Annotated in this window: 21 protein-coding genes; 13 read left to right on the forward strand and 8 right to left on the reverse strand. The window is 59.5% G+C overall.

What is annotated here, in order from left to right; genetic code table 11:
• The first annotated feature begins 12 nt into the window (after positions 1-12).
• A complete protein-coding gene (locus QTL94_RS22955) occupies positions 13-795 on the forward strand; it encodes an ABC transporter ATP-binding protein (protein WP_065692202.1) in 783 nt (260 codons plus the stop codon).
• Positions 796-862: 67 nt separating this feature from the next.
• On the opposite strand, the gene QTL94_RS22960 is transcribed toward QTL94_RS22955, so the two are convergent.
• Positions 863-2878 (reverse strand): N,N-dimethylformamidase beta subunit family domain-containing protein, encoded by a 2016-nt coding sequence (locus tag QTL94_RS22960; RefSeq protein WP_289803213.1) that lies wholly within the window; start codon positions 2876-2878, stop codon positions 863-865.
• A gap of 33 nt (positions 2879-2911) precedes the next feature.
• On the reverse strand, positions 2912-4240 hold the full coding sequence (locus QTL94_RS22965; protein WP_502944170.1) for a peptidoglycan L,D-endopeptidase MepK: 1329 nt from the start codon (positions 4238-4240) through the stop codon (positions 2912-2914).
• A 422-nt stretch (positions 4241-4662) separates the two neighbouring features.
• On the opposite strand from QTL94_RS22965, the gene repA reads away from it, so the two are divergent.
• The 3 genes from repA to repC all read left to right on the forward strand — a co-directional run bounded on the left by repA (position 4663) and on the right by repC (position 8342).
• Positions 4663-5886: a plasmid partitioning protein RepA gene (gene repA / locus QTL94_RS22970; protein WP_065691738.1), complete on the forward strand. Its 1224-nt coding sequence runs from the start codon at positions 4663-4665 to the stop codon at positions 5884-5886.
• Positions 5883-6923: a plasmid partitioning protein RepB gene (gene repB / locus QTL94_RS22975; protein WP_289803214.1), complete on the forward strand. Its 1041-nt coding sequence runs from the start codon at positions 5883-5885 to the stop codon at positions 6921-6923. Before repA ends, repB begins: the two co-directional genes overlap by 4 nt.
• A gap of 204 nt (positions 6924-7127) precedes the next feature.
• Complete coding sequence (gene repC / locus QTL94_RS22980) at positions 7128-8342, forward strand: plasmid replication protein RepC (RefSeq protein WP_289803215.1); 1215 nt, start codon at positions 7128-7130, stop codon at positions 8340-8342.
• Between the two features lie 91 nt (positions 8343-8433).
• Here the strand turns inward: repC and QTL94_RS22985 are convergent, their stop codons facing one another.
• The 4 genes from QTL94_RS22985 to QTL94_RS23000 all read right to left on the reverse strand — a co-directional run bounded on the left by QTL94_RS22985 (position 8434) and on the right by QTL94_RS23000 (position 12499).
• A complete protein-coding gene (locus QTL94_RS22985; RefSeq protein WP_289803216.1) occupies positions 8434-9276 on the reverse strand; it encodes an ABC transporter permease in 843 nt (280 codons plus the stop codon).
• A 4-nt stretch (positions 9277-9280) separates the two neighbouring features.
• Entirely contained in the window at positions 9281-10102 is an 822-nt protein-coding gene (locus tag QTL94_RS22990) for an ABC transporter permease (protein ID WP_289803265.1), read from the reverse strand.
• Between the two features lie 53 nt (positions 10103-10155).
• Positions 10156-11247, reverse strand: coding sequence for an ABC transporter ATP-binding protein (locus QTL94_RS22995; RefSeq protein ID WP_289803217.1), 1092 nt, complete (start codon positions 11245-11247; stop codon positions 10156-10158).
• Positions 11248-11323: 76 nt separating this feature from the next.
• Positions 11324-12499: an ABC transporter substrate-binding protein gene (locus QTL94_RS23000; RefSeq protein WP_289803218.1), complete on the reverse strand. Its 1176-nt coding sequence runs from the start codon at positions 12497-12499 to the stop codon at positions 11324-11326.
• A 168-nt stretch (positions 12500-12667) separates the two neighbouring features.
• Between QTL94_RS23000 and QTL94_RS23005 the strand changes: the two genes are divergently transcribed.
• The 9 genes from QTL94_RS23005 (at position 12668) to QTL94_RS23045 (ending at position 22336) form a co-directional block, all read left to right on the forward strand.
• Positions 12668-13399, forward strand: coding sequence for a GntR family transcriptional regulator (locus tag QTL94_RS23005; RefSeq protein ID WP_289803219.1), 732 nt, complete (start codon positions 12668-12670; stop codon positions 13397-13399).
• A 698-nt stretch (positions 13400-14097) separates the two neighbouring features.
• On the forward strand, positions 14098-14661 hold the full coding sequence (locus QTL94_RS23010) for a transglutaminase-like cysteine peptidase (RefSeq protein WP_502944171.1): 564 nt from the start codon (positions 14098-14100) through the stop codon (positions 14659-14661).
• A 454-nt stretch (positions 14662-15115) separates the two neighbouring features.
• Entirely contained in the window at positions 15116-16636 is a 1521-nt protein-coding gene (locus QTL94_RS23015; RefSeq protein ID WP_289803221.1) for an FGGY-family carbohydrate kinase, read from the forward strand.
• An 89-nt stretch (positions 16637-16725) separates the two neighbouring features.
• Positions 16726-17466, forward strand: a complete 741-nt coding sequence (locus QTL94_RS23020) for a GntR family transcriptional regulator (RefSeq protein ID WP_065691729.1) — start codon at positions 16726-16728, stop codon at positions 17464-17466.
• On the forward strand, positions 17463-18191 hold the full coding sequence (locus QTL94_RS23025; RefSeq protein WP_289803222.1) for an SIS domain-containing protein: 729 nt from the start codon (positions 17463-17465) through the stop codon (positions 18189-18191). The genes QTL94_RS23020 and QTL94_RS23025 overlap by 4 nt, the downstream gene beginning before the upstream one ends.
• A gap of 45 nt (positions 18192-18236) precedes the next feature.
• A complete protein-coding gene (locus QTL94_RS23030) occupies positions 18237-19517 on the forward strand; it encodes an ABC transporter substrate-binding protein (protein WP_065691727.1) in 1281 nt (426 codons plus the stop codon).
• A gap of 19 nt (positions 19518-19536) precedes the next feature.
• Entirely contained in the window at positions 19537-20409 is an 873-nt protein-coding gene (locus tag QTL94_RS23035) for a carbohydrate ABC transporter permease (RefSeq protein WP_289803223.1), read from the forward strand.
• Positions 20406-21233 carry a carbohydrate ABC transporter permease gene (locus QTL94_RS23040; RefSeq protein WP_065691725.1) on the forward strand — a complete coding sequence of 276 codons (828 nt, stop codon included), beginning with the start codon at positions 20406-20408 and terminating at the stop codon, positions 21231-21233. The genes QTL94_RS23035 and QTL94_RS23040 overlap by 4 nt, the downstream gene beginning before the upstream one ends.
• Positions 21234-21244: 11 nt before the next feature.
• Positions 21245-22336: an ABC transporter ATP-binding protein gene (locus QTL94_RS23045; RefSeq protein WP_289803224.1), complete on the forward strand. Its 1092-nt coding sequence runs from the start codon at positions 21245-21247 to the stop codon at positions 22334-22336.
• A gap of 216 nt (positions 22337-22552) precedes the next feature.
• Here the strand turns inward: QTL94_RS23045 and QTL94_RS23050 are convergent, their stop codons facing one another.
• A complete protein-coding gene (locus QTL94_RS23050) occupies positions 22553-23707 on the reverse strand; it encodes a mandelate racemase/muconate lactonizing enzyme family protein (RefSeq protein ID WP_289803225.1) in 1155 nt (384 codons plus the stop codon).
• 13 nt (positions 23708-23720) lie between these two features.
• Positions 23721-24929: a D-mannonate dehydratase ManD gene (gene manD, locus QTL94_RS23055; protein ID WP_289803226.1), complete on the reverse strand. Its 1209-nt coding sequence runs from the start codon at positions 24927-24929 to the stop codon at positions 23721-23723.
• Positions 24930-24931: the final 2 nt, after the last annotated feature.

Below are 24931 nucleotides of genomic sequence, written 5' to 3' on the forward strand. Positions count from 1 at the left end.
ATGATCCAGGAAATGATCGAGCCGAAACTCAAAATCGAGTCGTTGAACAAGTGGTATGTCGGTTCGAAGAGCCGTGTCCATGCGCTCAGCGATATCAATCTGGAGCTCGCCGACAACGAGTTCGTGTCGCTGGTGGGCGCGTCTGGATGCGGCAAGAGCACGCTGCTGTCGATCGTGGCAGGCCTGCAGGGGTTCGATAACGGCGTGCTGCTCACGGATGGCGCGCCGATCGTCGGCCCCGGACTGGATCGCGGCGTTGTCTTCCAGTCCTATACGCTGCTGCCCTGGCTGACGGCGCTACAGAATGTCGAGTTCGCCCTTCAGGCGGCCGGCCATTCAAGTGCCGAATGCCGGGAGATTGCCCGCCATCACATCAACCTCGTAAAGCTCGATCGTTTCGCCGATGCCTTCCCGTCGCAGCTTTCCGGTGGCATGAAACAGCGCGTCGCGATCGCGCGCGCCCTCTCCTATCGACCGAAGATGCTGTTGATGGACGAGCCCTTCGGCGCTCTGGACGCGCTGACGCGCCACCAGATGCAGGAATTGCTGACGCAAATCTGGGAAGAGCACCGGCTGACCGTCCTCTTCGTCACCCATGATGTGGAAGAGGCCGTCTATCTCTCCGATCGCATCATCGCGATGAGCATCAATCCCGGCCGCATCAACACGACCTTCCATGTGGGCCTCGGGCGCCCGCGCAATCAGGACATGATCGCCTCGTCCGAGTTCATCGCCTTGCAGAAGGATGTGCTGGCCGCAATCCGCGCCGGTTCGCAGGGGGCCGACGAGCACTAGTTCGATCCGGGGCAGATCCGTGGGAGGTTGCTCACGGATCTGCCCCGGGCCAAATTGCCGTCTGGCGTCAAGCCTTGAACTTGCCGATCAGGTTTTTCATGATCTGTCCGACATCGTTCTCCTCTCCCGGCCTAGGCAGGGCACCGAGCCATGCAACCGAGCTTGCGGAAAAGACGAAGCCGCCCGCCTCGTGACGATAGACCGTCATGTCGGATCGGCGAAGTGCCGCACGCTCGCTCTCGCCATCGGCCACCCAGAGATCCGGCCTGACCTGGAAGCTTGCATCGAATTCGTCTGCAACAGCCAATCTTACGAGATTTTCCGGCGTGCGCGCCGATCGCAGAATTGCATCGACCTCATAGCCTGCAGCCCCACCGAGAACGCTTCCCTGCTGCCCGAACACGTCGGATGTGACGCCATCAAAGATCCAGGCGAAGTCGGAATGGTAGCTGCCTTCAAGGCGCCGATAAGGGCGTGAGGGGCCGAAGCTCATGATCACATAGGTGACGCCGAAGAGCTGCTGCGGATGATGGCGTCCGCGGTCTTCCCAATTGCCGCCGGGCTCACCGGTGATCGCCATATGGATTTCGCCCGGCCGCCCGGTCCAGATATCGTTCTTGCCACGTCGCAATTCCATCTTGTCGTCCTGGAACGCGACAACCCAGTAAAATCCGTTGCCCCCGAGATAGCCCACGCTCCCGCCCGACTGAACGTAGCGATCAAGCCCCGCCATCATGTCCGACGACCAGTATTCCGGATGGCTGCCGGTCAAGAGCAGCTGATATCTCTCGAGGCTCCCAAATCCTTCCGTGTGCAGGTCATGGTCGGTCAGGATGTCGACGTCGATCGCATGGCGCCCGCAGAATTTCAGGAGCTGGAGATCGACGGGAAGCAGATGCGGGCAATTCGACAGGGGGTAGTGATAGTCGTCGCGCAGTGTCGCGCGCGGCCGCCGGCTCGATGTCAGGCTGACACCGCTGAGGTCGCTATGGGTGTCGTAAAGGCTGAGGAAGTTGTTATCGATGGCAAAGAGATGGCCGCGGTCGCTTCCGTGCCACGGGTAGCGTTGCGGAGGCAGTTGCTCGTCGGCATAGGCGAGATAGGTGGCGGTGGGCAGCAGTACCGCGACCGTCGAGCGGGGCTCGTTGGGCCGGACGAAGAACGGCAACTTCTCGACGCTGTCGCTGGTCGTGATGGCGAGCGCGTAGACGCCCGAACGGGCGTCTGGCGGGATGCTGATGGTGCAATCCGGTGCCCAGTCGAAACCACCGAAATCATCGTCATGGAGAGCGATCGCGTCGAAGTGATCTGGTGCAAGCCTCGGATCGTGGACGTCGCCCGTGAATCGGGCGGAGGCGACTGCGAATGTCGGGGCATTATGGATGGTAAGCGCGGCGTCACCGTTGACGGGGTTCTCGCCCCTTATGGGCGCTAGGGAGGTGACAATGCCTCTGGTCGGGAAATGCCACTCCAGCGTGGTCTCGTCGGTCTCGACAAGAAGACGTCCCAGTCTTGCGTTGAGCGTAGCCTTGTCTTGGCCAGGGGCTGCCCCGATCCTTACATTTCCAGGCTGCGCTTCATCGAAGATCGTGCAGCTGCCGACATTGTCGCCGTCATGGAGCCTGACGGTACAGGAAATGTTCGCCGGGGTTTGCGAGACGGTAATCCTGTACCAACGCTCCTGCCTGATTTTCGCGAGCAGATAGTCGTTTGCGAGCAGGGTGCCGTCCGGCTCGAGACTGAGCAGGAATGTGCCGAAGGAGATAACCGGCTTCGCCTTGGCATTCGCACTGAACGATATCTCGATCGTCAGATCCATTCTCGACGCGCTGCTGATGCAAGGCGGCAATTCGATCCAGGATCCCAGGCTGTAAGCTTGAACTGACAAGGCCGGCTTATGCCGCTCGATCGGCCAGTCGACAACGACTTCCTCGTCGCAATCGAGTGTCACGACCGCAATTGCCGCGTCTGGATCACGGGAGGAGATGAAGGCCCGCGTGTCGGACCCCGCCTTCGCGCTCCAGGGCTCCATGTAGCCCACGGCCGCCATGGCGTTATGGTTCAGGGAGGTCTTCATATCCATGGGCTCACTCTATGACGGTTACGCCTGTGCGGCTCAGCCGTCGATCGCAAACCGCTCCGTATCGAATTCGTCGTCGACAAGATCCAAGTCTTCGTCGTCGGCATCAGGGTCCGCGTCGACGCCGACACCATGCAGGCGAGGCGCCGTCATTTCCATCGCCGTACCCGGCGCACGCAAAGCCCAGGCAAGGAGTGCCTTTGTGGACGTTGCGCCAACGCCGGCCGAAAGCTGCGGCAACGTCGTAGCAAGTGGGCTCGGGGCCGGTGCCATCGGCGCCAGCTGGCTTGTGGCTATACCCCTGCCCTGGCTGGTGATCTGCAGCGCTCCGGTGGCGCTCTTGCCGATGACGAGGCTTGCCAGCATGACCGGTGGTGCCTTGGGCGGCACTGATGCGACCGTCATGCTGTCCACCTGTGGACGAAATGTCGGCAATGGGATTGCCAGAGCGGCAAGGTCAGGCATCTTCGATTTGCCGGTGTCTACCAGCGTTGGTTTCGCTTCAAGCTGCATCGCCAACCCTTCGCGGGCGCGGCTGCGTGGCGTCGGCAACATGGCGGTGACGAGGCGGCTGGGGAGATCGACAGACGGGGTATCAGTACCCACTTCGTCGTCTTCGCCGGTGTTGCGCGCAATCGCGATGGGGCGCGTACGGACGCGCTTCTTCTGGTCCGCGAGAGCAAGGTCATAGCCCGGCAAAGCCCGGCCGTCAGCAGGCACATGCAGCGTGCGACCGTCAGGAAACAAGCGCGCCAGTTCCTGGCGCGACATGCGTGGCCATGCGCGCACATTGCCGACATCGAGATGGACGAATGGCGAGCCCGAGGTGGGGTAGTAGCCGACGCCACCAGCCTGGATCTGCATGGCCAGGCCGCGCAATGTCGCAAGCTTCACGCCCGGAATGTAGAAATCCATCGCCTTGCCGAGCATGTGCTGGCTGCGCTTGGCGACGCCGGTGTTGCGCGACCGATTCCGGAGCATGTTGTTGGTCGAAGGCGAGCGATAGGCCGATACCACATGGATCGACTCCTTCGCACCGCTGCGCTGGTAGACCTCCCAGACGAGATCGAGCAGCTTTGGATCCATCTTGGTCGGTTCGTTCTTTCGCCAGTCGCGCAGGAAGCGATTGATCTGGGCAAGGCCTTTCGGGTCGAACTTTCCATTGCGCTTGAATACGATCGTCGCCTTCTCGCCGGTGTGGGTGAAGAAGAGCTTCAGCGCCCGGTCCTCGGCTGCGGCCTGTGTTGTTCCCGCGATCCCGGCGAAAATCAGCAAGCCGATCAGCGCCATACGATGAGCGATGAGCGAAAGGATGAAGGCCACGGCATTGGCCGGGATCGACAAAAAGGCATGATGCAGGAACACGAGACTCGTCCAGGGTAAAGTGAAATCAGGACGCGCATTGGCAACGCCGGCTTGGCGATAATTATGGTCAACAGTGTCTTAACGGATGGTTTATGGTCGCGGGAATGTGAATTGGGCAGGTCGGCACGCTTGTGATTCCGTAACAGTGGCACAACCGCTGAGGCGTGCTCGATCAACTGCTGCGCGTTGCGGTCGCGACAGGTCCACAAGAAAACAGCTTGGCGCATAACGGCCACAAGTAGCCAGGTAACTGTATGATTAAATGAGATAAAAGGAGAGAGCGGTGCGCGGTGTCGGTCGATTTTGCCGTCAACCTGCTAACTATCGGTTAACTCTAAACTTCTGGACGCTTTTTGCGAATCATGTTCTAGCTTTGGCGGGCAATGACCGGCAAACCGGTGGTGGACCGCTAAGAGGGATGGATGGCGATAGCAAATCGAGTCGAGACAGTCGTTACCGCGAAAGAGGATGCTGGCAGCAAGATCCTGCGCCATGCAAGCATTCTTTCTGGTCAGCTGCAGCAGCTCAGAACGCGCATGTATCCCCCGAAGTCGGAAAAGATGCTGCGGCCGTTCCTGACCAATGAAGTATCGAAGCTGACCTCCATTCCGGATTCGACGCTGAAGCTGATGTCCTCGGAAGGGCGTGGGCCGGTTCCGAGCAGGCTCGAAAACAATCACCGCGTCTATACGCTGGCGCAGATCAACGAACTGCGAGAACTGTTCGCAGCACAGAAGCCTGCTGACGCCTTGCGCTTTTTGCCGCGGCGGCGTCCGGGCGAGCACCTCCAGGTTCTCGCGATCGCGAACTTCAAGGGCGGCAGCGCGAAGACGACCACCTGCGTGCATCTCGCCCATTATCTTGCCATGCATGGCTACCGCGTACTGGCACTCGACCTTGATCCGCAGGCCTCGCTATCGGCGCTGTTTGGCGCCCAGCCCGAGGTCGATGTCGGTGCAAACGAAACGATCTACGCGGCATTGCGCTATGACGAAAATGAGCGTCGCCCGATACGCGATATCATTCGCAAGACCTATTTCGACGGTATCGATCTCATCCCCGGCAACCTCGAGGTGATGGAATACGAACATGAAACCCCTCGGGTTCTGGCGCAGAAGTCGAGCGCCGGCGCGATCTTCTTCGAGCGCCTGAAGCTCGCTCTGTCTGAAGTCGAGAACGACTACGATGTCGTTATTCTGGATACGCCCCCGTCGCTCGGCTTTCTGACGCTGAGCGCGATCTATGCTGCGACCAGCATGATCATCACCGTGCATCCCGCCATGCTCGATGTCGCATCGATGAGCCAGTTCCTGCTGATGATGGGAGACCTGATCAGTGTCCTCAACGAGAACGGCGCCCAGCTTGATCAGGATTTCATCCGCTACCTCGTGACCCGCCATGACCCAAACGATGCCCCGCAATCGCAAATCGTTGCGATGCTGCGTCATCTCTTCGGCTCCGACGTCCTCCTGCCCACCGCAATCGAAAGCACCGCTGTCGAGGCCGCGGGACTGGCGAAGCGCTCGATCTACGAGCTCGAAATGGGACAGATTGGTCGTGACACGCATCGACGCGCCCGCGAGGCGGTCGATGCGGTCAACGAGGGGATCATGCGGCTGATCAACGATAGCTGGGGGCGTCCATGACAAAACCGCAACGCAAATCCCTTGTCGCGAGTTTCGGACTGATTTCGGCGGAACTCGGCGCCGACCAGCCGCCGGCAGCCGACCACCCGCCGGCAGCCGAGCAGCCCGCGACGCCCGCCCCTGCCCCGGCAGCGCGCGTGGGTGCAGGCGTGATCGGTGCGGCGCACCGCGCCATCGATGACATCCGGTCCGAACGGGATCGCCTGAAGGCACTGGTCGAGTCGGGCGGCCTGTCCGTTCGCGAGATCGACACGTCGCTGATCGATCCCTCGCCTTACCCGGACCGTCTTCCCGATGATGACGCCACGAGCTTCGAGGCGTTCAAGCGCTCGATCGAGACCGATGGCCAGAAGGTTCCGATCCAGGTTCGAAAACACCCAGTGTCGCCTGGTCGCTATCAGGTCGTCTATGGTCACCGCCGCTGGCAGGCACTGGCAGCGCTTGGCCGCCCTGCTCTTGCTGTTGAGGTCGAGATTTCCGACACCGACCTTATCCTGGCGCAAGGCATCGAAAACGCCAGCCGCCAAGACCTTACCTGGATCGAGCGGGCGCTGTTTGCGGCGCGTCTCGACGAAGCAGGCATCAAGCCTCGTGACATCAAGGCTGCGCTTTCAATCGACGACGCCGAAATGGCGCGGATGCGCAGCGTCTATCGATCGATTCCGATCGACGTGATCGAGGCGATCGGCCGTGCTCCCAAGATCGGCAGACCGCGATGGGTCGAGTTCGCCAAGACCCTGGCTGACGATGCGACCAGTCTGGCAGCCATCAAGGCGGCCTTGGCTGACAACGATGGCCGCCCCGAGGGGTCGGACCAACGCTTTATCAGGGCCTTGCAGGCCGGCAAGCCTGCAGCGAGCCCGCGTCGCGAACCGACATCGATTGCTGGTGGTAACGGAGCGCCTCTGGGCGCCTATGTTGCATCGGCAAAAGAGGTTCGGATCACGGCCGACGGTGCGCTGGGACCAGAGTTCCTGAAGTTTATCGAGGCGGAACTGCCGGCGCTTGCCGAGCGCTTTGCCCGCCAACGCGGTTAAGAAGATTTACAGGCAGAGCCGTCAGGCTTTGCGCTTTGAAGAAAGGAAGAGCTGCAAAAGAAAAAGGCCCCCTAAACGTTGCCGTCGTGGAAGCCTCTCTCTCTGTGTGACAACTAGAGAATCGCATTTCCCCGAATCCCAGTCAAGCGTTTTTGGCACCGTTTCTGGTGAGCGGATTTCTTTTGCCTTTTGAGGGTGAGAGAAATGCAAGGTGGACATGTGACGACGCCCTTCGGGCGGCGGCCAGTGACGCTTGCCGTGGTAAAACGGCAAACGGCCGTTGCTGAGATCCAGCAGGGCAAGTCGGCAGACAAATGGAAGGTTTTTCGCGACGCCTCCGAGGCCCGCGAAGTGCTTGGCCTGCAAGATCGCAGCCTGGCGGTCCTCGACGCGCTGCTTAGCTTCTATCCGGAGAATGAACTTCGCCAGGATGAGAAGCTCGTGGTGTTTCCGTCAAACGCGCAGCTGGCGCTTCGTGCCCACGGTATCGCCGGCGCAACGCTGCGTCGGCATCTGGCATTGCTTGTCGAGGCGGGATTGATCCTGCGACGCGACAGCGCGAATGGAAAGCGCTACGCGCGCAAGGACAAATCCGGCGCTATCGAGAATGCCTTTGGTTTCGATCTCTCGCCAATGCTGATGCGGGCCGAGGAACTGGCGCTGTTGGCGCAGGATGTGGTCGCTGAACGCATGGCGCTCCGACGGGCCAAGGAGAACCTCACCATCTGCCGTCGCGACGTCCGCAAGCTGATTTCGGCTGCAATGGAGGAGGGGGCACCTGGCGACTGGGGGTCGATCGAGGCCGTCTATATCACGCTCGTTGCTCGTATCCCGCGTTCCCCATCGCTGGTTCAGGTCACCGAAATTCTCGACGAGCTGACGCTGCTTCGCGAAGAAATCCTCAACAGATTGGAATTTCAGGAAAAAACTCAAAATAATAGCACCAATGGTGCTCAAAATGAGTGCCACATACAGAATTCAAAACCCGAATCCATCAATGAACTTGAACCCCGCTCTGACAAAGAGCAGGAGGCGAAGCCGAGCAAGAAGCCGCAGCCACACAGCGAGCCGATAAAGTCGTTCCCCTTGGGATTGGTGCTTCGGGCCTGCCATGAAATCGTGCCCTATGGTCCCGGCGGTTCGATCGGAAGCTGGCGCGACATGATGAACGCGGCCGTCGTTGCAAGATCGATGCTTGGTATCAGCGCCTCGGCCTATCAGCAGGCCTGCGAGGTTATGGGACAGGAGAACGCGGCGGCCGTTGTCGCCTGCATTCTCGAACGTGGCGGCCACATCAATTCCGCGGGAGCCTACCTGCGAGATTTGACGGCACGGGCAAGCCGCGGTGAGTTTTCGCTTGGTCCGATGCTGATGGCGCTTGTGCGCGCTGCCGATGGGGCTGGCCGAAAAATGGGGTGAGGTCGGGATGCTCCGGCCAACGGCCGGGCATTTGTTGACATGGTGCCGCGGATTGGAATGGCGTGCAACAAAGCGACAGGATGCATTGACCTCAGTGGGAAGACTGCTGTTTTGCTCTTGCGACGATCTGAGTCGGGTTGGCGAATTGTAGCGCGATGATGAGCCAGAAGAGCGTGGTGACCATGTAGACGACTGCCATCGCGTCGATGGATTGGCCGGCGCGCACGCCCGATGCGAAGACTGCATAGTAGAGCGAGACGACAAGCGTCTGCGTTTGCGGTCCAGCGATCAGGAAGGTCAGCTCGAACATCGCAAGCGTCCGCACAAGAACGAGGAGCAGCGCCGCCAGCATCCCAGGAAGCAGCAGCGGCATAAGGATACGCACGAAGAGGCTCGTTGTTCCTGCCCCGAATACTCGGGCGGCCGCCTCGATGCGCGGATCAATCTGCTCGATGAACGGTATCATGACCAGGACGACGAAGGGGAAGGACGGCACGAGATTGATCAACACCACTCCCCAGAACGTCCCGCCTAGTCCCAGTTGATAGAGCACTGTCGCAAGCGGGATGCCGTAGGTCAGAGGGGGAATAAGCAATGGCAAGAGAAAGAGAAGAATGATCAGCCGTTTGCCGGGAAAATCTCGTCGTGCTAATGCGTAGGCGGTCATAACACCCAGCAGGCCCGCGATAATGACGACCACGAAGGCGATCTCGAAAGTGACGAGAACGACGTTCGACAGCTGAAACTCCTTCCAGGCGCTGGAATACCAGCGCGTCGTCCATCCTGCAGGCATCCAGGTCCCAAGCCATCGCGTGGAAAACGAGTTGATGATCACGACGCAAATCACAGCAAGCAGATTAAGGATGAAGAGCGCGGAAACGGCCCAGACGGCAAAACGCCAGATCTTGGATGCAAACCCTTGGTCGCGGATCATTTGTTCAGCCTTTCGTGCCACCGGCAGGGCCGCGATAAAACAAGGACCGGCCCGCGAGGACGGCGAGGACAACGACCAGCTCTACGCCACCCATGACGAGGGCTATCGCGGAACCCAGGGAATGATCATATTGCTCAAAAGCGGCCTGATATGCGGCGATCGAAATGACGCGAGTGGGTCCGGCCGGCGCCCCGAGCAGCACTGCTGAGGGGAACACTGCGAACGCCTGCACGAAGGCGAGGCAAAAGGTGACCGCGAGCCCGGGCACAAGGAGTGGAAGAAAAACATTGAAGAACCGCTTACGCGGACCGGCACCCAACGTGGCGGCAGCCTGTTCGATCGCCGGATCGATGCCTGTGATGTAGGACAAGGTGAGCAGGAAAGCGAACGGAAAGCCGGTAATCAGCAGCGAGGCAAAAACACCCCAATAGTTGTTGGTGAGCTTGACAGGGGAATCCAAGATCCCGAGCAGCAACAGGGTGTGGTTGAACCAGCCGCGTGGGCCGAGGAACGTCAGGAGGCCATCGGCGACAAAGACCGTGCCAAGCGTAATCGGCAAAACGAGAATGGTCGTCAGCAGTCGTTGGCGCCGCATCAGGCGGACGCGGAAGGCGATCGGAACGGCGAGTGCCAGGTTGAGGATCGTTACCGGCAGCGCCAGCCACATCGTCGCGCTGATGGTGTTATACTGGAATGGGTCGCTGAAAAACCTGGTATAGTTCGCATACCACGCTCCTTCCTTCGGCGCCAGCGAATCGACGACCCCATAGAGAAAGGGGTAGACGAACAGCGCGATCATGAAGATCAGGCCCGGGAGCACAAGCATGGTGGTGCCGTCGAGGCCGCGAACAGCAAGCCGGGTGCGCAGCGACGGCCCGTTCACGGCGCGGTCCCCTTGAAAACAAGCGAGCGCTCTGCGACCGGTTGCAAGACAGCGACGGCTCCGCGCGGCAAGGCTTCGTCGGCTCGAAAATAGAGGTCGGATCCGTCAGGCGACTTGGCCAGGCCAAAGAACGCACGGCCGCGATATTCCATGCTGCTCACACTTGCAGGGATGCCTTCGCCGCTTACCGCGACCAGGTCTTCGGGGCGAACGCAAAGCACGGCGGCCTCGCCCACCTCAACTGGGGTGCGCATCCTGCCGGTCAGTCTGGCGCCGGCAGCCTCGATCTGTGCCTCGTCGCCTTTAACGGCAACGACTCGGCCCGGAATGCGTGTGCGAAAGCCCATGAAATCCGCAACGTTGAGGTTGACAGGACGCTGGTAGAGCTCCTTCGGCGATCCAATCTGCTCAATGTGCCCCTGGCTCATGACGACGATGCGGTCGGCAAGCGACAGGGCCTCATCCTGGTCGTGGGTGACGTAAATGGTGGTCGAGCCTATCTGATCGTGGATGCCGCGGATTTCAGCACGCATCTCCAGACGCAGCTTGGCATCGAGATTGGAGAGCGGCTCGTCCATCAGCACGACAGGCGGGCGGATGACGACGGCGCGCGCAATCGCCACGCGCTGCTGCTGCCCGCCCGAAAGCTGTCCTGGAAGCTTGTCGGCCTGACTTTCAAGACGTACGAGCGCCAAAGCATCGTTGATCCGCTTGTCGGCTTCGGCACCCTTGATGCCCTGCATGGCAAGCCCGAAGCCGACATTCTTGCGTACGCTCATATGGGGGAACAGAGCATAACTCTGGAAAACCATGCCGAAGCCGCGCTTTTCGGGCTCCAATTGATCGATGCGGTTGCCGCCGAGGCGAATTTCGCCGCCCGAAAGCGCAAGCAGACCTGCGATGCAATTCAATGCCGTCGATTTACCGCAGCCAGATGGGCCAAGCAGTGCGATGAACTCGCCAGGGTCGATCGCAAGATCAATCCCGTCGAGTGCATTGTAAGCACCGAAGGTGCGGCGAAGACCGACGAGCTCTAGACGGGCGTTGTTGCGCGGCGACGGCGCTGCGTTCTGGACGGGCGCGTTCAATGCAAGACTCCATGTATCGAGGCGATCTGTCGTTGAGATTGCAAGGCGCCGGGCGGCGGCCGGCGCCCCTAGTCAATCAGCCCTTCATGGCGCCGATCTTCTCGTCCCAGATACGGAACGCCTCAACGAGCTGCTTTGGTTCGAGCGGCACCTCTAAAGGATTGTTGGCAATCCAGTCGGCATATTCCGCGCGGCCGAACTCCTTGATGACGTCCTGGCTTTCCTGCGGTGCCATGTCGATGGTGACGTCTTTGACGGCCGGGCCCGGATAGAAATAGCCCGCGTCATAGGCGATCGCCTGCTGCTTGGGCTGCAGGATGTAGTTCAGGACATCCATGAGAACCGCAATTTTCTCTTCCGAAACGCCCTTCGGAATGACAGCGTAGTGAGCATCGGTAACCCAATGGAAACCATCGAGCTTCTGGACCTTGGCTTCCGCAGGAACGATGCCCAGCGCACGCGGATTGATGTCCCAACCGGTCGTGGTCGCAACGATGTCGCGGGTCCCTTCACCAAGCTCCTTCATCACCTGGCCCGTTCCGGTCGGGTAGTATTCGATGTTTTCGCCAAGTGCAGCGAGATATTCCCAGGTCTTTGTCCAGCCCTTTGCGGGATCGCGCGGATCGCTGTCGCCAAGCAAATAGGGCAACCCCATAAGCAAAGTGCGGCCCGGTCCCGAGTTGGCCGGGCGAGCATAGAGGAACTTGTTCTTGTTCTGCTTCGCCCAATCGAGCAGTTCCTGGGCGGTCTTCGGCGGGTTCGCCACCTTGTCCGGCATGTATTCGATCAGTGGCCCTGATGGATAATAGGTGATTACGACGCCCTGGTTCTTGGCAAGCCCCTGCATCTTGAATGCCTGCGGCTGAAGGATGCTTTCAAGGTTCGGCAAATCGGATTTGTGGGCGGAGAGATCGACCCAGAGCCCCTGGTCGAAACCGGCCGACAGTGCGTCGGTACCGGTCAATACCAAGTCGATATCGACCTTGCCGGCAGCCTGTTGCGCCTTGATCTTGCCGGGCAGTTCCGGCGCCGGCGCCTTGGTAAAGGCAAAGCTCGACACCCAGTCAGCCTTCTCGGACGCATAGGCCTCGAACATACCTTGGCTCAGTGCCAGGTTGCCCGCAACGTCGGCGATGGTGATGGTAACCGGGCTTGCGGGCTTCTTCGCCTGTGCAAACAGACGGCCGGGCATCAGGCCGGCCACAGCGACGCCTGCCGCAGTACCAACGAATGTTCTGCGCGTAATGTTCATAACGTCTCCTCCCTTTTCGTGTTCGTTTGTCAACGACCATCTCCTCCTGGTCGTAAGCGGTTCGAACAAACCGTCGTCGCAGATAAGGCATCGCTTCATCAACGACGCTTGGCAACCGCCGCAAATTGATATACTAGTATGGTCAAAAGTGTCAACATAGGGATCGGGATGCGTGAGCGCAGTGCCAGTGCAGCTAGGCTTTCAGAGGGTGTCAGAACGCTGCCGGCACGGCTTCCAAAGGTGCGGCGGGTAACCACGGCAGACGCCGTCTTTCACCGTCTCTACGACGACATCCTCGCTCTGCGGATGCCGCCGGGCATGGCCTTGCAAGAAAAGAAGATCGCCGAGGAATTCGGGGTGAGCCGGACGCCGGTACGCGAGGCGTTACTGCGACTTTCCGAAGGTGGCCTGGTCGACATTTACCCGCAAGCCGGAACCGTCGTCTCTCGCATTCCGGTTTCCGCCATCCCAGAGGCGGTGGTTGTCAGGAAAGCCCTCGAAGCAGCCACGGTTGAAAAGGCCGCACGGATCGCGACGGATCAAGATGTCGAACGGCTAGACGCGATCATCGCCCGCCAGAAGGCTCTGGCCGCACTTGGCGACACGTCAAGCTTTCACGAAATGGACGAGGCATTCCACGAAGCAATCACTCAGATCGCCGGCTATCCTGGCATCTGGGCAATTTTGAAGACGGTGAAGGTACAGATCGACCGGGCACGCCGCCTTACGCTGCCAGCCTTGGGCCGGATGGACCATGTCGTTCTGGAACATATCCTGATTCGCAACGCCATCGCAGAACATGAGGTCGAAGGCGCGCACCGGGCGATGATGCATCATCTCGGCGCCGTCATTCCAGACGTTGAGGAGCTTCGCACGCGCTACCCCGATTACTTCTGCTGAACCAGCCAGCCGACCGCGCAGACAGACAATATAACAGACCAGAAGGAAACCGATGCGTAGGGATGGAGGCCCGTTAACGCTTGGCGATGTACGCCGGATGGGCGCGACAACGATTGTCTCCTCGGTGCACCAGGCGGCGATCGGCCGTGCTGGACAGAACACGAGATAGCCAATCGCAAGTCGATGATCGAAGCCACGCCTGCGGACCCGCCGCCACTGACATGGTCGGTCGTTGAAAGCATTCTGGTCCCCCGCCCGCCTCTGCCTCGAGGACACCTACCCATCGCAATGATGAAGTAGACCGGACGGTGGCAGAGGTCGCCCTCGGATAGCTTTTCGAGCAAGAAAACAGGCGAAGTGACTGGAGGGACCGGGCCGTTCCATGGTCATTGCGGTTGGCCACGCGATCTTCGCCGCCGAACGGTCGGATCAGGACTAGGATCACGGCGCTGGCGGGCGGGATCTGAGTAAGAGCTCTTAGGGCTTTCCCGTTGAAAATCCCTCGACGCTGTGAGAGGCTAGAATGGGGATCACGCGTCGCGTTGTCGTCAGACGCATTATTATGTTGTCGGGAAAATTGGAGTGCTTTCGGTCACCTACAAGATGACCGGAAATCCGGCAGGCGTTGCGTCTGGCGTTTCTATATCGGTTCGGAAGCTGTGCAGCTTGGTAAAAACAAGGAGGCAAGCATGCGAATAATGATGAACGTTCTCGGGTTTGTTGTCTCTGTTCCTCTGCTCTCAAGTCAAGGCGTTGCCGGATCTGAAGTTCCAACAAGCAGATCAATTGCGGCTCCACTCGGTTTCAGCTCAGCTTGCGCGAGATATGATTGGTTGTGCCATGGCAGGCGCAGCGGGAAGCTCGACGACGGCCAAGCGCTGCGCGTGTTGCAACAAGTCAATCGCTATGTAAACGCCAGCGTAACCCCGGCCGAAGAGCCCGGAAAATCCTTCTATTGGTCAGCCGGCAACATAGGCGACTGCAAGAATTATGCACTGCTCAAGATGAGGACGCTCATCGGAATGGGTTTCCCATCCAACAAACTTGCCCTGTCTGTCGTTCTCGATCGCAGCGGGAGCAACCACATGGTCTTGTTGGCTCGCTTGAACTCCGGGGATTACGTTCTGGACAATCTCAGCGGCGGCGTCAAACCATGGCACCGCACGGGGTATACCTTCCTCGTCAGTCAAAATTTCAAGCGAAAGGGAAGCTGGCAAGTCACGCTTGCAGGCCCGCGAGCGGGCCAGTTCTACGAAGACTGAATTCACGCGCTCCCTATGCCAAGGCATCGGCTCGAGGAGCGCCGCGATGCAGCGCGCGGCCAAGGAAGCTATACGGGTTTGATGGAGTTGGTGTTGATCTGGGAGCGACTTCGAGCTCCAAAGCAGGTCGATCTCTTAGGCAAAGCGAATGAGAGTCAACCTCGGACTGAAATCCGCCTATGTGCCGGTTTTATCGTATATAAAGTATTGATTTTACATGTGTTTTACACGTCTTCGCTTGTGGAGCGGAAGCGACCTATCGTGACCTGCTCTGAACGAAACAATGAGGAAAAACCACACGTCTCGCAAACCGCACGCAGGGAAAACGACATTGGAACGAACGGTTGACCTCCGCTATCAGATACGTCTTTATCTGCCGCACGTTTGATTATTGCAGTGCCGAGAAGCAATGCGGGCTTCCCCTGAACAGCCCGGAATCGTTCTCGGATAGTTTTTGCCTCGAGAAAGGCAGGGGATCATTAGCACCTATTTCATTGGCATCGACGCCGGTTCATCACTTTGCAAAGCAGCCATTTTTGATCTTTCTGGACGGCAGTTTGCCGAGGCGACGCGGCGCACGCCAATCAGCAGGCCAAAACCAGGCTGGTGCGAGCTTGACCCGGAGATGTGCTGGACGGCTGTCGTTGACGTGATCCGTGACGCGCTCCGATCAAGTGGCCTAGAGCCGCAGCAGATTGGCGGAATAGGCATCTCGGCGGCAATGGTTGGTGCTTGGCTTGTTGATTCCGCAGGCCAAGCAGTCAGACCCGGCATCAATTGGGAAGACAGCCGAAGCCAGGAGATCATTGACCGGCTGACGGCCGCCGACCCGGACGTCGGTTCGCGAATATTCCAGTCCTCCGGCTCGGTCCTGCAGCAGGGATGTACGTTGCCCGTGCTGGCCTGGCTCGTGGAGAATGAGCCCCAAACAATCGCCCAGACTGCTTATGTCCTGAGTTACAAGGACTTCATCCGCATGAGACTGACCGGCTTTGCGGCGACCGACCGCAGCGAGGCCTCCGTTATTCCCGGCAGCGCGCGTGAAAGGCAGCGTAGTGAGGCAATGATCGCTTTATTCGGACTGGAGGAGCACTCCCACTTGCTGCCACCGGTCTTCGATTCCGAAACGGTGCAAAGTTTCCTCAGCAGTGAAGCCGCTGCTCTCACCGGACTTCCACAGGGCCTGCCGGTGGGCATTGGCGCAGGCGATGTCGCTGCGACGGTCATCGGGGCCGGCGGATTGGATGCAAACGGCGCGACGGCCGTCCTTGGAACGACCTGCATGGTCGGCGTTTGCCATGAAAAACCGGTTTTCACGCCGCCGGATGTGGGACTATTGTTCTCGCTGCCTGGCGATGTCTGGTACCGCTCCATGGTCAATGTCGCGGGTACACTCAACCTCGACTGGGCAATCGGCGCATTGGCACCCGACTTGGCCTCCAACCCTGATCGCTATCAACTGCTCACCGCAATGGTCGAGGATGTCCCGATCGGAGCACGGGAACTGACATATCTGCCGTACCTCAGCGAAAGCGGCATTATTGCACCTGTCGTCTCGCTTGATGCCCGCGCGCAGTTTGCCGGCCTGACATCACGGCACGGCCGGCCCGAACTGTTTCGCGCGGTGTTCGAAGGCGTTGCGCTGGCCATGCGCGACCTCCTCGACATGCTGAACTTCGCAGGAAGCGAAGTCGTGCTGACGGGGGGAGGAAGCCAGAGCCCATTCTGGAGCCAGATGATTGCCGACATCCTGCAACGCGACGTCGTCGTGCCCCACGGCACACAATTCGGCGCGCGGGGCGCCGCACTTCTGGTTGCTACCGCGCTTGGCCATTTCCCGGATATCCGGACGGCGTCGCGAGCGGTTGCCGGCAATGCCAAGCGCTACCGATCCAACCCAGCGATGCGCTCCGAATACGAATCCGCGCTGCAACGCTATCGCGGTCATCGGGATCGCTTACTCTCCAAAAACTGAGGCGCCCAGCAAAATTCCGAGTAGGCGCTTGCATTTTCAAAATTGGTCTATACCATTCATTCCTGCGGACTATACCGGAGGGATTGGCTGTGATCGATCAAGAGGCACCTCTCTACATCAAGATTGCAACCCAGCTTGCGAATGACATCCAGGCGGGACGCCTGAAGGCAGGCGAGAAGATCGATTCAGAACGTGTGCTGGCTGCCGATCTCGGGGTCAGCCGCATGACGGCCCGCCAGGCCATCCAACACCTCACCACGCGTGGGCTCGTCGAAACACGGGTTGGCCAGGGCACGTTCGTGACGCATCCCGTTATCGAACAGAAACTCTCGACGTTGTCGGGCTTTACCGAGGAAATGGCGCGCCAGGGCCACAAAACCTCCAGCCTCGTGGTCCTTGCTGAGACCCGTGCAGCGGACAGCTTCGCCATCGAAGCACTGCATCTTCCAAGCAACGCCCAGGTTCACCGGCTGGTTCGCGTCCGTCTCGTTGACGGCGAACCGGTGGCGATCGAAACGACGGACGTCAGCGCGTCCCTGGCGCCGGGATTGATCGAACTGGCTGATTTCAGCCGCGAGTCCCTCTACGGGATCTTACGGGATCATTTCGGGATCATTCCGACAACCGGTGAACAGACCATGATGGCGGCAACTGCCGACGCATCGACGGCTCGTTCCCTGAGCCTCATCGAGGGCAGCCCGGTCCTCAAGCTGACGCGTCTGACGTTCGACAGCAAAGGCCATCCATTTGAATTTGTAAGATCTTTCTATCGCGGCGATTCATTCGTCATGAAGGTGGATCTCAATCTCGGAGCATTAGACGGACAATGACACTGCTGACGGATCAATATTTCGACGCGCTGATTTCGCGCCTGGGCCAGGTTCGGACGGAACTCGCGCCAGCCATGGAAAAAGCCGTAGAGGCGATCGTCGATGCCGCACGAACCGATCATCGCGTCTATATTTTCGGAACGGGTCACTCCCACGTCTTGGCAGAGGAAGCTCACTACCGCGCCGGTGGGCTGGCAATCACGGTTCCCATCCTTGCCGGTCCGACGATGCTGCATGAGGGAGCGGTCGCTGGCACCGCCTATGAGCGCATGCCGGGCATCGTCGCCCCCATCTTCGCCCGCTATGGCATCCGTGCGGGAGACGTTCTCTTCGTGATCTCGAATTCCGGGACCAATGCCGCTCCCATCGAGGCCGCAAACATCGGGCGAGACCTCGGCGCCAAGGTAATCGCCATTACCTCTGTAGCCTATTCCACGGCTTCGGCTAAAGGCGGAACGCGCCTTGCCGACCTTGCCGATATCGTCCTCGACAACGGTTCACCGCCCGGCGATGCCATCCTGGACGTTCCCGGTAGTGATCTGAAAGTCGGACCGATTTCGACGGCAATCGGGGTCTCGATCCTGAATGCCATCCTGGCCGAAGTTGCCGCGCGGCTTTCGGCGGATGGCAACGCTCCCATCTACCTGAGCGCCAACATGCCGGGTGCAAAGGAGATCAACGAGAAGCTGGTCGAGCGGTTCCGCCCGCGCAATCCGCATCTCTGAGACAAGTTCACTGTCAACGAGCAACGTAAAAAAGAGGGAACTGACATGAAGAACAGAATCTTGGGCCTCCTCGCCGGCGCCTGCCTGCTGATGCCGCTCAACGCCATTGCCGCACCCGTGGAGGTTACGTTGTGGCACATGGAACAGCCGCCACACCGCGTCGCGCGAATCCAGGAAATCATTGATGCCTTCAACGCGGCTCATCCTGACATCAAGGTCAAGCAGGAGCCCCAGAACTGGGGTGAGGTTTACGCGAAGGCGCCCGCTGCACTGGCTGCCGGCGCCGGCCCGGACATGCTGTTTGCGATTCCCGACTTCACACCCATTCTCAAGAACATCGGCGCCCTGACCTCGGTTTCCGATTTCGTCGGCGAGCTCGACAAGGAGCACCACTTCGTCAAGAGCGCTGTCCAGTCCTACAGCTATGACGGCGGCATCTGGGCCGTACCGCTTTACAACATGGCGATGAACCTCTGGTACAGAAAGAGTGTGCTCGATGCGGCGGGCCTGAAGGTTCCGGAGAACTGGAGCGACTGGAAGGCGGCTTCTGAAAAGCTCAGCACAAATGGCGTCTTCGGGATTGGATTGCCGGCCAACAAGCAGCTCTACACCGATCAGACGATCTACAGCGTCATGGTCAACGGCGGCGCCACCGAGATCTTCAATGAGGACGGAAGCTTCCGCTTCAACAATCCTCAGACGGTCGCCGCGCTCGACTATTACTCCAGCCTCCAGAAGCTGTCCCCGCCGGACAGTACCTCGTGGACCTGGGGCGAAGCCGAGGCCTGCTTCGTGTCCAAGAGCTGCGGCATGATCATGCAATTCTCCGTGATTTCGAGCTACGACACCCAGGGCGGCGGTGAACCGGCAGACCTCGGCGTAGCCGCGATCCCGCATGCAGACGGCGAAAGCGATCACAACACGATTGCCTATGCAAACGCCGTCATGTTGCTGTCGAAGGACGATGCCAAGCGCAAGGCGTCCGAGGAGTTCGTTCGCTACCTGCTTCAGCCGGAAACCTACGGCAAGTTTCTCAACATGGAACCTGGCCTGTTCATGCCCGTGACGGAAGATGGTGCCAAGTCTGAGAGCTTCTGGAGCGATCCCATGGTCCAGAAGTACAAGTCGCAGGTCGAGACGATCATCGCAAACTCTCAGAACGGGAAGCTGTTCGGTTTCACCAGCGGTCGAACCTTCCCTTCGATTGCGGCCGTCTCCGCACAGAACGTGATTGCCGAAACCCTGCAGATGATCGTGGTTGGGGGCAAGACCGCGGCTGACGCTGTCGCGGCTGGCCAGGACAGAATGATCGAAGTCGCCAAGTAGCAGCTGGGAGGAGCGCCGGATGCAAAAGTCGCGGTTACTCGCCATTGTCTTTGTGGCACCGGCGCTCATCGTCCTGGGAGGCATTCTCGGTTGGCCGTTGGTCTCTGCAATCCTGTTGAGCATACAGGACGTCAGAACCATCGGCTCGACCGGACAATGGGTAGGCCTGCAGAACTACTCGGTCGTCCTGTTCAACCAGAGCTTCTGGATGGCTGTGGTCATGAGCATCATCTGGGTCGTCGCAAATGCCATGGTCCAGACGGTCCTCGCGCTGATCACCGCACTGACCCTCAACCAGAATTTCCCAGGTGTGCGCATTGCCCGCACCTGGGTCATTCTCACCTGGATCGTGCCAACAGTCGTTGTCGTGATCATCTGGCGATGGCTGTTTTCGACATCAGGCGGAATGATCAATCCGCTCCTGACGCAGGCAGGACTGATTGATCGTCCGATCGGCTTCTTCAGCATGCCATGGACGGCGATGGCGACGTTGATCTTCATCAATTCCTGGCGCTGGTTTCCGTTCATAGCGCTTATGATGCTTGCCGGGCTCACACGCATTCCCTCTGATCTTTACGAAGCTGCGCGGATCGATGGCGCCAATGGTTGGCGAAGCTTCACGCGTATCACATGGCCTCTCCTCGCACCGACGCTTGGGGTGCTGACCGTGGTCGGAACGCTCCTGTCATTCAATGTGTTCGACATCATATGGCTGATGACGGCAGGGGGACCTGCGGGCGGCACCCGTACGCTTCCCGTCATCATTTATGAGACTGCCTTCAAGGGCTACAAGCTCAGCGAAGCGGCAACCATGTCTGTGTTGGCGACAATTCTCCTGATGGCTTTTGCACTCTTGGCAAGCCGAACCTTGATGCGGGAAGACGATCGATGAAGCGCCCTTTCACCTCGTCCCTGTTACTCTGCCTTTCGCTGATCGTCTTGACCCTGTTGATCGGACTGCCCTTCTGGTGGGTGCTGTCAGGTGCGTTCAAGCTGCCCCAGGAAATTATCGCCCGCGTGCCGACGATGGTGCCGCACTCGTTCACCTTGCAGCATTTCACGAAGCTGTTGAGCGGGTCGGACTATCCGACCTACATGGTCAATAGCCTGATCGTTGCGACCCTCTCGACCGCCCTGACGCTGGCTCTGGCAGTTCCTGCTGCCTACGCGTTTTTCCGCCTCGCGTTTCCGGGCCGCGAGACGCTCTATCGCATCATTCTGCTTGCCTACGCCTTTCCGAGCATCGTCGTGCTCATCCCACTGTTTGGCATGTTTGCAAAAGTGGGGCTCATCGATACGCTCGCCGCCCTGATCATCGTCAACGTGACCTTTGCGCTTCCCTTCTCCATCTGGATGTTGCGCTCGTTCTTCGCCTCCGTCCCCAAGGAGATCGAGGAGGCTGCCGTCATGGACGGAACTCCGCCCGCCGTCATCCTGCGCAGGATCATGATCCCGCTGATCGCTCCCGGCATCGCGTCGGTCGGCATCTTCGCATTCATCTGCGCGTGGACCGAGTATGTTTTCGCCTCCGTGCTTATTCTTTCCGATGCAAAGCGAACGGTCCCGGTCGGGTTTTCGGGCATCATCGGCCAGTATCAGATCGATTGGGGCCTTCTGTTGGCCGGCGCGAGCCTCGCTGTCCTGCCTGTCGTCATTCTTTTTGCCTTGGTCGGGCGCTGGTTTGTCAGCGGCCTCACCGAAGGCGCCGTGAAATAAAGGACCGAACCTTGGGAAAACTCCAACTCAAGAGCATGAAGAAATCCTTCGGCGATACCGAGGTGATCCGCAATGTCGACCTGATGGTCGAGGATGGTGAGTTTATCGTTTTCGTCGGCCCATCTGGCTGCGGCAAGTCTACCCTGCTTCGCATGATTGCCGGACTGGAAACCGCCGACAGCGGGGCAATCGAAATTGATGGCACCGATGTGTCGAAATCCGATCCCAGCAAGCGTGGGATCGCCATGGTCTTTCAAACCTACGCCCTCTACCCGCACATGACTGTAGAAGAGAACATGGCGTTCGGCCTCGAAATGGCGGGTATGCCTCAGGCGGAGCGTAAGCAACTGGTCGAGAAGACGGCTCGCACACTGCATCTCGAGCCCTATCTCAAACGGAAGCCGAAGCAGCTTTCCGGTGGCCAGCGTCAGCGTGTGGCAATCGGTCGGGCCATCGTGCGCGATCCGAAGATATTCCTTTTCGACGAGCCGCTTTCCAATCTCGACGCAGAGCTGCGGGTGCGGATGCGCATCGAGATCGCCAAGCTCCATGCCGACCTTGGTGCGACGATGATCTATGTCACCCATGACCAAGTCGAAGCGATGACCCTCGCCAGCCGTATCGTCGTCTTGCGCGACGGACGTATCGAGCAGGTCGGAACGCCGCTCGAGCTATACAGCGATCCGGACAACGCATTTGTCGCCGGGTTTATCGGTTCGCCGAAGATGAACTTCGTTCCGGCTACGATGACAGGGCGAACGGAGGCTGGCGGCGTAATCCTGAACGCCCCTGATCTCGGCATTGCGGGTATCGTGGTGATGCCCCGCGATGCCAACTCGGAAATGCCGCAGCAAATGGTGGTCGGTATCCGTCCAGAACACTTTCTGGAGCCCGATACGGCCGGCAGCGTGAACGTTAGCCTGACACCTGAAGTAATCGAACATCTGGGTGGCGTTTCCTACGTTTACACGGACGCCGGGCGCGACACCTCGCTCATTGCCGAAGTCCGCGGCAAGCCGAACCTTAAGGTCGCAAGCGAACTGCAGCTCAGCATACGACCCGCAGATTGCTTGCTGTTCGACGGCCAAGGCAGGCGTCTTTAGTGGCGGATCAGCGGTATCGACGCAATTCGTGACGAGCGAGACGACTGCCTCAGCACCGTGAAGCGCATCGCTACTGCACTAAAGGGACGCGGAGTGAACGGCTTGCGATGTGACGGGGACGATCGTCCCGACACATCGAGCTTATATCCTTAGATGCCATGCCCTACTCGACACCGCGCGATGTAGGGCACCACGACTGGCGAAGGGCTCATTGGCCTACCAATTCGTCACCGAACCATCGCGACGCTTCAGGTGTGGCGCCTCCCAGTACTCGAAGCTTTGCCTGGCGATCAGCGCCTCGTTCACTTCGACCCCCAGACCGGGTGCATCCGGCACCGGATACCATGCGCCGTCAAGACGGGGCTGGACCGGGAAGAAGTCGGAATTGTCGAAGCCTAGATGGGTCTCTGCGGGGCTTGCCCGGGTCTCCAGCCACGCAAAATTCGCGACGGCGGCAGAGAAGTGAATGGTCGCCGCCGTGCAGATCGGACCCAGCGGATTATGCGGCATCATGTCGACATAATGGGCCTCGCTCCAGCCGGCCACCTTCATCGATTCCGTCAGGCCACCCACATTGCAAACGTCGAGGCGATTGAACTGATGGATGTCCCGTTCGATATAGGGGAGGAACTGCCATTTGGATGAGAACTCCTCGCCAATCGCGAAGGGCACATCAGTCATGCGGCGCAGGGCCTCGTAGGCGCCGGGCGTCTCGTCTCGGATCGGTTCCTCCAGGAAATCGAGCGTACCCTTCGGCATCTTCTGGCAGAAACTTGCGGCTTCCGCGACCGTCAGGCGGTGGTGATAGTCGATACCAAGTACAACATCCTCGCCCAATGCTTCCCGGGCTTTGGTGCACCATTTGGCTGACGTTGCGATATGCTCTCTGGGCTCGTAAATCTCCTTGTGCTCATGGCCTGAGGGTGAAAGACGCATGGCTGTCCATCCACGCTCGACAAGCATCTGTGCTTGCTCGACCATTGCTGGCCCCGGTTCCGCGAAGGTCGTCGCAAAGGTCGGGATGCGATCGCGCTGCTTCCCGCCGAGCAGTTCGTAGACCGGGACACCAAGGGCCTTACCCTTGATGTCATGCAGCGCGATGTCGATCGCCGAGATCGCCGCCTGTAGCACGCGACCACCCTCGAAATACTGGCTTCGGTACATTTCCTGCCAGAGCGCACCGATCTTGAATGGATCGCGGCCGCGCAGGAACTCCGCATAATGCTCAAGGGCGCCGACGACGGCCTTCTCGCGACCGGAAAGACCACTCTCCCCCCAGCCGAAAATCCCATCGTCGGTCTCGACCTTCACCAGAAGCTGGTTGCGGATGCCGACTTTGACGGCGTAGCTTTTGATTGCTGCAATCTTCATCTCTAGGTCCTTCCTACCAATGCCAGAGCGTGCCGTCTTCCAGACGGTTTACCGGCAGATAGGCGCGCTGATATGGATATTTCTCGGCAAGCTTCTCATCGATATCGACCCCATGGCCAATGGCCTCACCAGGATGCAGATAGCCATCGTCTAGGCTCCAGGCGCTGGGGAAGACTTCAAGGATCTCGGGCAGGTAGCCCGAATATTCCTGGATGCCGAAGTTCGGAACCCAGAGGTCAAGATGCAAGTTGGCGCCAAGGCAGATCGGCGACATGTCCATGGCGCCGTGGCAGGCGGTGCGCACATTGTAGACGCTGGCATAGTCCATGATGCGGCGAAGAGCCGTGATGCCGCCGGCATGCACCGTCGTCGTGCGAATGTAGTCGATCAGCTGTTCCTCGATCAGCAGACGCGCATCCCAGATGGTGTTGAACACTTCGCCGACGGCAAGCGGCGTTGTCGTGTGTTTGCGGATCAGGCGGAAACCTTCCTGATGTTCGGCGGCGACCGTATCCTCGAGCCAGAAGAGCCGGGCAAACTCCAGATCTTTCCCAAGACGGGCTGCCTCGATTGGCGTCAGGCGATGATGTGTGTCATGCAGAAGTTCGATGTCAGGACCGTGGGCCTCGCGAACGGCTTCGAAGAGTTTCGGGACATGGCGCAGGTATTTCGAGGTCGACCAGACTTCCTCATGCGGAACCGCGTCGTCGGCTGCATTGTTGGTGACGGATTTTTTGCCTGTGCCATAGACATCAGGAAGGCCCGGAATGCCAACCTGCACGCGGATTGCCTTGTAGCCCTGCTCGATGCGGCGACCGACCGCCTCGACTGCCTCCGCGATATCGGTCCCCTGCGCGTGGGTATAGCAAAGCACCTTTTCGCGGCTTGCACCGCCAAGCAGCTGGTAGAGCGGCATGTTGGCTGCCTTCGCCTTGATATCCCAGAGCGCCGTGTCGATGCCGGCTATAGCGGCCATCGTCACCGGACCACGGCGCCAGTAGGCACCTTTATAGAAATACTGCCAGATATCCTCGATGCGGCTCGGGTCTCGGCCGATCAGAAGCGGCGCGAGATGGTCCTTGAGATAGGCGACCACGGCTTTTTCGCGTCCGTTCAGCGTGGCGTCGCCGACACCAGTCAGGCCCTCGTCCGTGAAGATCTTGACCGTGACGAAATTGCGGCCCGGCGAGCAGACAATGATTTTGACGTCTGTAATTTTCATGA

The organism is Rhizobium sp. S96, from assembly GCF_030382195.1.
Taxonomy (GTDB): Bacteria; Pseudomonadota; Alphaproteobacteria; order Rhizobiales; family Rhizobiaceae; genus Rhizobium.